This is a genomic window from Pleomorphovibrio marinus, assembly GCF_003347495.1.
Classification (GTDB): Bacteria; Bacteroidota; Bacteroidia; order Cytophagales; family Cyclobacteriaceae; genus Pleomorphovibrio; species Pleomorphovibrio marinus.
This window is the reverse complement of the sequence record NZ_QCXY01000006.1, coordinates 35,730-47,003: the sequence shown is the minus strand read 5'-3', so window position 1 is coordinate 47,003 and position 11,274 is coordinate 35,730. Positions and strand designations below refer to the sequence as shown.

Here is an 11,274-nt window from a genome sequence, read left to right as displayed (position 1 = left end):
TATCGGGGTCAGCTCCAAAGTACTCACCTACAGGAATCATTGTTCACGTTGTTCCTTAGCCGTTCACAAAACACCGGAGTTTCCGCCAAATGCAGGGTTTTTGATGGCTGCTCCTACTGGTTCCCCAGTGGTCTTCCATCCATTTCAAAGCATTCAGCCCGCATTACGCTTATACAAAGTTGTGGGTAGTATTTCATTGGGATCAACCGCTTCAATTTTCCCATTCCTAATTACTATCATAGGACTTTTCTTTTGTTTTTTATATTCGACCAGCTTTCTATAGGTTTCTTCAAGTCCCTTAACTATACTGTCCCTTTCTTCCTTTAATTGTTCTTTAGTTCCCATAGTATTTCATTTTTAATTCATCCCATTGATCAACATTGTGAATCGTTTACCCTTGTTTCAACTCTCGAAATAGCCAGCTCTTCTGATTCTAACCAAAAAAACAAGCAAGTTACCTGGTAGTTCAATTGCCTTGCCTTGTCAATAAACTGAACATAGCTCCTAGTTGAAAGCGTAGTTTCAAAGGCAAAACTTTCCCCTGATTCTAACAATCTTTTAATTCTTTTCAACATCAACCTGCCTGCTTCTATTCCTGCTTTTTCTGGCTGAAATGGAGAAATTCCTCTTGCGATTTCATCTGAGTTTACAAACTCCTTACAATCAAGTATTTCTGGTAGAATAGTGTAAGAAGCAGTTGTTTTTCCTGCTCCGTTGCATCCAGCTATAACGTATAGTTTTTTCATGCTTGGCTTTACAAGCCGCACGAAAACCTAGATGTTGCCATATGGTTTTATTTAAATATCCTTTTGTCAAACGGGAATTTCTCGATTTTTTTGATTGTAATTTTTCTGAAGTCTTTATGATTAGGGTTTATAAGCACGTTTAAGTCACCTTGCGTCACAACAGAAGGTATGACTAACACACAATATTTATTTTCAGCCACAAAGTCATCGCCAACTTTCTGAGTTGAATTTGGGTGTGGAAAATCTCGCCAACCTGTCGGCAAGTCGACTTCTTCTATATGTTTAGTTTTAATATCGTCGGGGATATCAATGGTTATCATCATATAATCTTCCGGCAAAGTTGCTAATGTAAAATGAACAGCAACTTCAGCCATTGCTAAAGACCTGTTTTTGGCTATATAAATTAGCTCAATACCAATTGAGTTCCAACGTGCCCCTTTTATAGCAGCTCCTTTTCCTGACAATGGAGACGCATATTTTTCTCTGGCAAGTCTGAATACTTCCATTTATATAAGTATTCCGTGATTAATGCGAGTTAATTCGCTAATGACCAACTCCTTCCCATATGAGTCTTTCAGCAATTCAATTGGTTTAAGATTGCCTAATGCATAATTTGGCGTATTAAGCCATAGCCTTAGCTTTTCCATACTACCAAATACATCAAGTCCAACTTTTGTAACCTCAGCCATTTCGATAATTTTTTCAGAATGGATAGGCTTGAAGTGGTGCTCAGAAGATGCTCGGTATCTCTGTAGTGATTTTGTTGAAATGCCAAGAAAGCTTGCCCAATCATTCTCTGAAAAAGGAGTATAGTCCTGAATTAACTTAAAAAGTGAATAAGGAACTCCACTCCTGATAGCAACTATTATGAGCATTTTATCCTCTAAGAAGTCGTCATAAGTAATGTGTTTACTTACTTTAATCTGATACTCTTTAAATCTACTGTTTTGAAAAAAAGCAGCTATTTCCTTGTCTAGCTTTCCTTCAATTTTTGAAACTGTTGTTGTCATAATTTCTGGTATTGGACAATTGTCTGTAAATATAGGACAATTATCTAGGCGAAACAAGGTTATTTATGAAGTTATCTCTTCAGTAGACTTGCCGCCAATCGGGTCAGGCATGGGAATTCCACCCCCACCTTCCCACAGAACTCCCGTAAACACCGAACAGGCTGTGCGTGAGACTCTCACCTCTCACTGCCTGCCCCGCAATAATGCGGGGGCTCTTCATGCCAAAAACCACTTAAAGGTAATGCGCTAATTTGATCAATTAACTGTGGTCTTGCTTCTTTTCCATAAATCCTCCCCTGAATGAACAAGGTTGTAAACGAAGGCGAAATAGGATATGCTCCCTGCCCGCATACCTCGCTCAAATGTCCTCCCGGACATTTGCCGTGTTCCACTCCCGTTTACTCATAAGGTAATTAATTTATAAGGTATTCGTGAATGCTGCGCATTTCAGGAGCTTCAACACTACTACGAATGAGTCTGCCCCCTATATCTCTTCTACAACTTGTCCCGAATTCTCTTCTGGATTCCCTGAAAGTCTGCTTCCACTTTCGATTTTACAGAACGATATAGAGTTCACTTGTTCCCCTGACTGCGTCAGGGAAACGGCCTGTACTGCGTTTCTGCCAACTTTTCCCCGGATGCGGTGTGGCCAGTATCCTCCGGACGTCCGGCACACTTTATCACAGGCACAACAGTAACTACCTGTTTTTCAGATCGTAATTTACCATATCGAGGCTTCATCGTTGGTTCATTCTCGTTCAACTCCGCAATACACACCTATAGGGCTCATTGTCCTCGTTTTTCCTTACCGGTCACTACATATTGGTTTCCCAAATATGCAGCGCAAGGTGGTTTGATGGCTGCCCCCTGATTTCTCAGAAGTCTACCATCCATTTCAAAGCAATCAGTACCATGGTGCTGATTCAAGTCACACACGTGATTCAGCTTGTATTCGGCGGGTTCTTCCGGAGCCGTACCCTTTCTTTTCTGAACGGATATCAAAAAGTTCAAAACAAAATCTTTACCGGGACCCCCGATGGATCCAAGGTGACGTAGGCTGCCTTTTTATTTCCTGTTCTCAATACTGTCAAAATAAGTCATCACTTTATTTTCTGTGTTCTTTTGCAAATTCACTTTTTCCTCAAACAGTTCTATTCTCAGTTGTCTGTATAACGATACAGCGTTTCTCAAACTGTCTAATAATGATTGTCGGTCGTATGTTGGAATTGTGAGTTTGAGTTTCTCAAAATCTTTACTCCCTAACTCTGTTTCCACTTTCCTAACACCACGAGGCAAATTGTCGTTTTTGATAAGCAGCAAAGGTCCAAAAACAACCATTCGTAAAAACCCCATAAAGTCGTATGCTTCAAGATATTCTCCACGTCCGATTTTTAGTAGCGCATAATGTATCCAAGTCCAAAATCGGTCTTCAATCCATTGATAGTCGGGGTATGGAAACTTTGCTTGTGAATTACTAATTGCTTTTTCAAGTTGTCCGTTTTTGTCAATTAGTAGCTTAGGTGTTTCAATACGTGAATGAAACTCGTCAAGAGTTACAAATTTTATATCAACGTGTAAAAGAGGATTGTCATAAAGACAAATTAAGACTCTTGGCTCACCAACATGTTCTCCTGTAAATCCAGATAAAAAATTCCCCAATCTTTTTGCATAGTCAAGCATTAGATTTTTGTCGTTAGAGATTTTTTGCTCGGTTACAAGAATTAGGTCAAGGTCAGAAAATTCATCTATTTCATTAGTTAGCCACGAACCAGCAACAGCCAAACCGATAACCTTATCGTCTGGCTCTAAAATTGTCTTGGCTTTGTCAGCAAATTCTCGTTGTATCAATTTGTTAGTTATTGTCTGTTTTTTAAGGTTGCCTATAACTACCAGTCCATACCCAAAAAGCCATTTTAAGGCTTAATAGGCCGTTTTTTACTTTTTGATAATTTCCGGGAGTAAGCGTGCGTAAACGAATAAATGCTGTACTGATCACTAGCCCCCAAGCGGAAAGGAAACCCCTTATACTTTTCGGATATCCCCCCAAACCCATCCCTAAAAATAAAGGTAATTCCCAAGGGAAAAAATACCGTAATAGGGGTATGTTTGAAATACGAATACGAAAAGGACAGTTTTTTATTCCTCTATTGCTATAAAAATGCTCGTTCCGCCGAAAAAGAGTGTTTGCCAACCGATATAAACCGCATAAAAAGGAGTAAATAAAAATAGGTTTTCCGTACCGGAAACCAAAAGAGCTTTTTTTGGGGACTTCGGTTAATTAAGAATTGAAGCCGTCTGTAAGCCCTCCTTTCTCCAAAACGCCTGACTTACCACAACGCCTAACGGAATCAGAAGCACCCCTCTATGCCTGGATCACCCTAAAGGTCAAATTAATTCGCTCCCCCACTTCCTTGGCCGTTTTGGGGATCTGGTGTTCCCAGTGGGTTTGCGTTGGGCCTTTCATCACCAGCAGGCTTCCATGTGTCAGCGGTACTTTTATTTTTTGCTTTTTATCGCGGTAGTGCCTAAGCTGAAATTCCCTCGTATCCCCTAAGCTCACCGATGCGATTACGGGAAATTTTCCCAAGGAAGCTTCATTGTCCCTGTGCCAGCCCATACTGTCACTGCCATCCCTATATAAATTGAGTAGCACATGGGTGAATTCAGCATCACAAAAGGCGGATAACCTGCTGCGAATCAACTCCAAAGTAGGAGTGAATGGCGATGCCTTCATTTCCAAGCGGGAATACGTATAGGGCACATCGGGATTGCCGTATAGGGCGGTGAGCCTGGGCTGCATCCTCCACTGACCGAAAATCCGGATGGGCTCCTGCTTCCAATCTATCTCCTCTTTCAACTTTTGAAAAAAAGTGTCACTTTCAACAGGCTCAAAAAATCCCTCGTAATAATACGTTTCCCCCTCTTTGGGCAGTAAATTTTGATGCATAGCAATACCTTTTAGATTTAAACCTTAAGTCATTGGGTATGTTTTTGTATTTTATGGCACTTTAGTACAAAAATTGCTAAGATACTATTCAAACCAAACACCAATGAAGATTTTTATAATGAAATCGAGCCTGTCCTGACGGCAGTCAGGGCATGACGACAACGACACACAACTGGATGCCCGATGGCTATCGGGGCGTTGCGAGATTCTCCCGAAATAAATTCGGGACAGGCTCCCGAAGCAAGTTCCCCGAATCGAGTTCGGGGCAGGCAGGGGCAGGCTATATGACCGCTGAAAAGACAATTATAACCATATGAAATCGAGCATGACGAGCACGTCACACACTGGGATGATTATCGTTGCGAGATTCCCCCGAAGCGAGTCCGGGGCAGGCTATGTGACCATTAAGAAACAATTATAAACACATGAAAGCATCCGATCTATTTATCAAAGCACTGGAAAACGAGGGGGTAAAATATATTTTCGGGGTTCCAGGGGAAGAAAACCTGGATTTCCTGGAGTCCTTGTCCAATTCCAGCATACAACTCATCATCACCCGACATGAGCAGGGGGCAGGTTTTATGGCCGCCACTTATGGGAGACTTACCGGAAAGCCAGGGGTATGCCTGGCCACATTGGGGCCTGGAGCGACCAATCTGGTGACTCCTGCTGCCTACGCCCAACTTGGCGCTATGCCCATGATGATGATCACGGGACAAAAGCCCATCAAAAAAAGTAAGCAGGCGAGGTTCCAGATCATTGATGTGGTGGACATGATGCGCCCAATTACCAAATACACCAAGCAGATCGTAGACAGTAATGTAATTGCCTCCCAGATCAGAGAGGCCTTTCGCTTGGCTACGGAAGAAAGACCCGGTGCAGTTCATCTGGAGTTTCCGGAAGACATAGCACAGGAAGATTGTGATCCGGATGTGTTTGAACCCATAGGCCATATTAATCCCAAAGCAGACGATGATACACTGTCTGAAGCCAGTGAAATGATTTCTTCTGCCAAAATGCCCCTGCTACTCATTGGGGCAGGTGCAAACCGCAAGATCACCTGCCAGGCTCTTGCAGAGTTGGTCGATAAAACCGGGATTTACTTCTTCACCACACAAATGGGCAAGGGGGTGATCGATGAGAGGCACCCCAATTACCTAGGCACTGCCGCCCTTTCCAGCAATGACTTTCTTCATGCCGCTATAGAGGAGGCGGACTTGATCATCAATGTAGGACATGATGTCATAGAAAAGCCACCCTTTTTCATGAAAAAAGGAGGCAAAAAAGTCATTCATGTTAACTTTTACCCCGCGGAGGTGGATCCTGTATATTTCCCTCAGCTTAACGTGGTAGGCGATATTACGAGTTCTGTAAACAGGCTCACCGATTATATACAGCCCCAAGAGTCCTGGGACTTTTCTTTCTACAAAAAAGTCAAAGAAAAAGTAAGGGGCCACCTTACAAAGTACTTTGAGGATGAGCGATTCCCCATGCTTCCTCAGCGACTGGTCAATATTCTGAGAGAAAACCTGGCTAGTGAGGATGTGATTACCCTGGACAATGGCATTTACAAGATTTGGTTTGCCAGAAACTACACCTGCTACCAACCCAATACCCTATTATTGGACAATGCCCTAGCCAGTATGGGAGCTGGACTTCCCTCTGCTATGGCTGTCAATTTATTGTATCCGGATAAAAAGGTGGTGGCTGTAGTGGGAGATGGAGGGTTTATGATGAACAGCCAAGAAATGGAAACTGCCGTAAGATTGGGGTTGAACCTTACGGTAATCATCCTTAACGATCAGGCATATGGCATGATCAAATGGAAACAGGAGGATATGGGGTTCAAGGATTTTGGCCTTGACTACAAAAACCCTGACTTTGTGCAGTATGCTAACAGCTACGGTGCGCATGGGTACCGAGCAGAAAGTGATCAAAATTTCAGGGATATATTGGATAAAACTCTAAACAGTCCAGGGGTGCACCTGATTGATCTTCCGGTGGACTACTCCTTGAACCATCCCATACTGAATGAAATGCTTAAGAAAAAAACCGCTGAACTATGAGAGACCAAAAACAACTGGAAATTTACGCACCCTACGATAAAACCTTAATAGATACCATCCCCTTAATGACCAAGGAGGAGGTTGAAGAAAAACTAAAAACTGCTTATTCCCTATTTTCTGACCAGAACAAATGGTTACCAGCTTACCAACGCATTGCCATTTTGGAAAAGGTCAGGAAAATTATGGAAGGAAAAGTAGAGGAGCTAACAAAGATAGCTGCAAGGGAAGGAGGAAAACCATATAAGGATTCAAAGGTCGAAGTCCAAAGAGCCATTAACGGCGTGAAGATAGCGACAGAAGAGATCCCTCAACTTAATGGGGAACAAATCCCCATGGGAATTACTGCTTCATCCGTAAATAGATTGGCATTTACTGTAAGGGAACCCATAGGGGTGGTGGTGTCCATATCCGCTTTTAATCACCCCTTGAATCTCCTTATCCATCAAACCATCACTGCATTTGCAGCAGGATGCCCGGTTATTATCAAACCAGCAGGGGCAACCCCAATGTCCTGTAAAGCCTTAATGGGAATACTCAAGGAGGCCGAGGTACCCGAAGGATGGGTGCAGATGGTAGTCTGCTCCAATGATTTGGCTGAAAAGTTGGCTACCGATAAGCGGGTCAATTACCTTTCCTTTATTGGTTCTGAAAAGGTGGGATGGTACCTAAAGTCCAAACTTGCCCCCGGAACCAGATGTGCCCTTGAGCATGGAGGCACAGCCCCAGTAATTGTAGAAGCCGACGCGGACCAAGAGGATATGCTACCCTTGTTGGTAAAGGGTGGTTTTTACCATGCTGGTCAGGTCTGTGTTTCTGTACAAAAGGTATTTGCACATAGTAGCATCGCCAAAAAACTAGCAGAGGATATGGCAGAGCAGGCGAAGAAGCTAAAAGTAGGAGATCCACTGAAAGAGGACACAGAGGTAGGGCCATTGATCCGACCCGGAGAAGTGGATAGAGTGGAAGAGTGGGTCAAGGAGGCGGTGGATGAAGGAGCTAAGTTACTTTGTGGGGGCAAGCGCATTAGCGACACCTGCTATGAGCCAACGGTACTTTATGCACCTTCGTCAAAAGCTAAAGTTTCTACCCAAGAAATCTTTGGGCCGGTGGTCTGCGTGTACCCCTATGAAGAAAGGGAAGAGGCCATTCAACAAGCCAATAGCTTGGACTACCATTTTCAGGCAGCAGTTTTTACCAAAAATATCGACGTGGCCTTGGATACAGTCCGTAAACTTAATGCCACAGCCGTTATGGTAAATGATCAGACAGCATTCCGTGTGGATTGGATGCCATTTGGGGGGAGGGATGCTTCTGGAGAAGGCTTGGGAGGAATCCCCTATTCCATGCATGAAATGACTAGGGAAAAGCTAATGGTGTTTAGAAGTAAAATGTTGCCGTAAACAGGCTACAGATCAAGGATAACTATTTCAGGAAAAAGGAGGTGCCAGAAAAAACACCTCCTTTTTCTTGCCTCATAAAAGCCCTATTTACCTCCTGAACCATTACTCATGCATTTACGGTTTTGAGTAAAAGATGCTTACTCACCGGAACAAAGCTTTCTTCCATAGGTATACTTTTGGAAGAATGGATCCTCCAAGCAGGAGGGTTGGGCAAGTCCGAAAAACTGGAAATCAAATCCATTTTTATCCGCTGAAGCGTATTCACCAAGGATTGTCTGACAGTTTTCACAAACTGCAAGGCTATTCCTCTAAACTTATCCACCGAATTTTGAAATAGCTTAATGGTATAGCGGTATACATACACCTCTTTGGAAGCATCAAATGTCAACATGGCATATCCCTCCCTCTGATAAATAGGTGTAATACCCACTGGGGCAATTTCCAAATTATTTTCTATGAAGTCGTAGATAGATTTTCCTTCTTCTATATGCGTCTTAATTTTTGGAAGTGCAAACTCCACGATATCGTTTAGCTCCTTCATAAGCTCGTCCTCGTCCATTCTTTGTTGGTATTCCAGCTTTTTCTTTTCTAAGTCCAAGCTTTTCAGGTCTTTTGGAAAAGCCAACCTGAGTTGCTGCTTGGAATCTTTGAAGTTTTTGAGCCTTTCATAGTGGTGAATGAGTTCAGCCAATGGGGGGTATAATTTCACCTCCTTAAATTGCTCATCGACGGTCTGTAGGTATCCCAACAGCAGGTACTTTTTGTACTCATAATCTATCCATCCCTCGGATATCCAGTTGTCTGATAATTTACTCATAGTGATAAAGTGATTGTTAAAATTCGGTCAGAAATTACGAATAACTGACAAATAGGTCAATACCATTCAGCAAAATTGACAGCAGATTGTTAATTTTTTTTGGGTTTTGTCCATATCAGGAAGTGATGGCAGGACTTTATGTCAGGAAAGCACCCCGAAAAAGGATTGGCACAGAAAGTGCACAAAGGCAATTCGTAATAATGAAATTAACTTTAAAAAATAGCTAAGAACATGTCTAAATTAAACATTCAACCTTTAGCAGACAGGGTTTTGGTTGAGCCCGCTGCAGCCGAAGAGAAAACCGCTTCAGGTCTTTACATTCCTGATACTGCCAAAGAAAAGCCACAGAAAGGCACTGTGGTAGCAGTAGGTAACGGTAAGAAAGACGAGCCTTTAACGGTGAAAGTCGGTGATACTGTACTCTACGGAAAATATTCCGGTACCGAGCTCAATGTAGAGGGTGCGGATTATTTGATTATGAGGGAGGCTGATATATTCGCCATCCTTTAACCAATCACCCATCAAATCAAGTTAAAAACTAAAAAGCGAAATTAAAAATGGCTAAAGAATTATTTTTCAAAACAGACGCAAGAGACAGGTTAAAAAGAGGAGTTGATGCTCTTGCCGATGCGGTCAAAGTAACCTTAGGACCAAAAGGAAGAAATGTTATCTTAGATAAGAAGTTTGGTGCTCCTACCATCACCAAAGACGGTGTGACAGTAGCCAAAGATATCGAGTTGGAGGATGCCATGGAGAATATGGGTGCTCAACTCGTGAAGGAAGTAGCCTCAAAAACTGCTGACGATGCAGGTGACGGTACTACCACTGCCACTGTATTGGCACAATCCATATTTTCAGTAGGCATCAAAAACGTTGCTGCTGGAGCTAATCCTATGGATCTGAAGAGAGGGATCGACAAAGCTGTACAGTCAGTGGTCAGTGAATTGCGGAAAGCTTCCAAAGAGATTTCTACCAGTAAGGAAATTGCTCAAGTAGGAACCATCTCTGCCAACAATGACGAGGAAATCGGTAACATGATTGCTGATGCCATGGATAAAGTAGGCAAAGACGGAGTAATCACTGTTGAGGAGGCAAAAGGTACCGAAACTGAGGTTAAGACAGTAGAAGGTATGCAGTTTGACAGAGGATACCTTTCTCCTTACTTTACCACCAACACAGAGAAGATGGAGGCGGAACTTGAAAACCCCTACATCCTTATCTATGACAAGAAGATTTCTGCGATGAAAGAATTGCTGCCTATCCTTGAGCCTGTGGCGCAGTCTGGCAGACCACTTTTGATCATTGCTGAGGACGTAGACGGAGAAGCTCTTGCTACTTTGGTTGTAAACAAAATCAGAGGAGCACTTAAAGTGGCCGCTGTAAAAGCCCCAGGCTTTGGAGACAGAAGGAAAGCAATGTTGGAAGACATCGCCACACTTACCGGTGGAACCGTTATTTCGGAAGAAAGAGGGTATAAATTGGAGAATGTCACTCTAGAATACCTAGGATCCGCTGAAAAAATCAACATTGACAAAGACAATACTACCATCGTAAATGGTGCTGGTGAGAAGTCTGCGATCCAAGGAAGAATCAATGAGATCAAATCTCAGATTGAAAAAACTACTTCTGACTATGACCGTGAGAAATTGCAAGAGAGGCTTGCTAAATTGTCCGGTGGTGTTGCCATACTTTATATTGGTGCCGCTACAGAGGTGGAAATGAAAGAGAAGAAAGACCGTGTCGATGATGCGCTTCATGCTACCAGAGCTGCTGTACAAGAAGGTGTAGTAGTAGGTGGTGGAGTAGCTTTTATCAGGGCTTCTAAAGCACTTGACAACCTGAAAGGCCTCAACGACGACGAAAATACGGGAATCAATATCATCCGACAAGCTGTTGAGTCCCCATTGCGTACTATCGTTTCCAATTCTGGAGGCGAGGCATCTGTGGTGATCAACAGGATCAGAGAAGTTGAAGGTAATTTTGGTTACAACGCCAGAACAGACAAATTTGAAGATCTGTTCAATGCTGGTGTAATTGATCCTACCAAAGTGACTCGTTTGGCCCTGGAAAATGCGGCCTCAATCGCAGCCCTGCTCCTTACTACGGAGTGTGTGGTAGCTGACATCAAGGAAGACGCTCCTGCTGGACCTCCAATGGGAGGCGGAGGAATGGGAGGAATGATGTAATCTGAGTCCATATAAAATCAATTTATTAGAAGGGGGGCATTGCCTCCCTTCTTTTATTTTTTAATTATATCCCAATTGGGCAGGTCATGAACACAAAAATTA

General features: G+C 42.9%; 12 protein-coding genes. 4 read left to right on the top strand and 8 right to left on the bottom strand.

Annotated features, from left to right (window positions below; all coding sequences use genetic code 11):
• Nucleotides 1–153: 153 nt before the first annotated feature.
• From DB520_RS15440 to DB520_RS15405, 7 genes are all read right to left on the bottom strand, one after another.
• Complete coding sequence (locus DB520_RS15440; protein WP_114750638.1) at nt 154–345, bottom strand: hypothetical protein; 192 nt, start codon at nt 343–345, stop codon at nt 154–156.
• 29 nt (nt 346–374) lie between these two features.
• Entirely contained in the window at nt 375–746 is a 372-nt protein-coding gene (locus DB520_RS15435) for a zeta toxin family protein (RefSeq protein WP_114750637.1), read from the bottom strand.
• 47 nt (nt 747–793) lie between these two features.
• Nucleotides 794–1,252 (bottom strand): RES family NAD+ phosphorylase, encoded by a 459-nt coding sequence (locus tag DB520_RS15430; protein ID WP_114750636.1) that lies wholly within the window; start codon nt 1,250–1,252, stop codon nt 794–796.
• Nucleotides 1,253–1,756, bottom strand: coding sequence for a type II RES/Xre toxin-antitoxin system antitoxin (gene parS, locus DB520_RS15425; protein WP_114750635.1), 504 nt, complete (start codon nt 1,754–1,756; stop codon nt 1,253–1,255).
• Between the two features lie 786 nt (nt 1,757–2,542).
• Nucleotides 2,543–2,767: a hypothetical protein gene (locus tag DB520_RS15420; protein ID WP_114750634.1), complete on the bottom strand. Its 225-nt coding sequence runs from the start codon at nt 2,765–2,767 to the stop codon at nt 2,543–2,545.
• A 54-nt stretch (nt 2,768–2,821) separates the two neighbouring features.
• Nucleotides 2,822–3,604, bottom strand: coding sequence for an aminoglycoside 6-adenylyltransferase (locus tag DB520_RS15415; RefSeq protein WP_114750633.1), 783 nt, complete (start codon nt 3,602–3,604; stop codon nt 2,822–2,824).
• Between the two features lie 514 nt (nt 3,605–4,118).
• A complete protein-coding gene (locus DB520_RS15405; protein WP_114750631.1) occupies nt 4,119–4,703 on the bottom strand; it encodes an alpha-ketoglutarate-dependent dioxygenase AlkB family protein in 585 nt (194 codons plus the stop codon).
• A 425-nt stretch (nt 4,704–5,128) separates the two neighbouring features.
• On the opposite strand from DB520_RS15405, the gene DB520_RS15400 reads away from it, so the two are divergent.
• Entirely contained in the window at nt 5,129–6,769 is a 1,641-nt protein-coding gene (locus DB520_RS15400; RefSeq protein WP_114750630.1) for an acetolactate synthase large subunit, read from the top strand.
• Nucleotides 6,766–8,169: an aldehyde dehydrogenase family protein gene (locus DB520_RS15395; protein ID WP_114750629.1), complete on the top strand. Its 1,404-nt coding sequence runs from the start codon at nt 6,766–6,768 to the stop codon at nt 8,167–8,169. The genes DB520_RS15400 and DB520_RS15395 overlap by 4 nt, the downstream gene beginning before the upstream one ends.
• Before the next feature lie 106 nt (nt 8,170–8,275).
• On the opposite strand, the gene DB520_RS15390 is transcribed toward DB520_RS15395, so the two are convergent.
• Nucleotides 8,276–8,986, bottom strand: coding sequence for a hypothetical protein (locus tag DB520_RS15390; protein WP_114750628.1), 711 nt, complete (start codon nt 8,984–8,986; stop codon nt 8,276–8,278).
• Between the two features lie 231 nt (nt 8,987–9,217).
• Between DB520_RS15390 and DB520_RS15385 the strand changes: the two genes are divergently transcribed.
• Nucleotides 9,218–9,496: a co-chaperone GroES gene (locus DB520_RS15385; RefSeq protein ID WP_114750627.1), complete on the top strand. Its 279-nt coding sequence runs from the start codon at nt 9,218–9,220 to the stop codon at nt 9,494–9,496.
• A 47-nt stretch (nt 9,497–9,543) separates the two neighbouring features.
• Complete coding sequence (groL, locus tag DB520_RS15380; RefSeq protein ID WP_114750626.1) at nt 9,544–11,172, top strand: chaperonin GroEL; 1,629 nt, start codon at nt 9,544–9,546, stop codon at nt 11,170–11,172.
• Nucleotides 11,173–11,274: the final 102 nt, after the last annotated feature.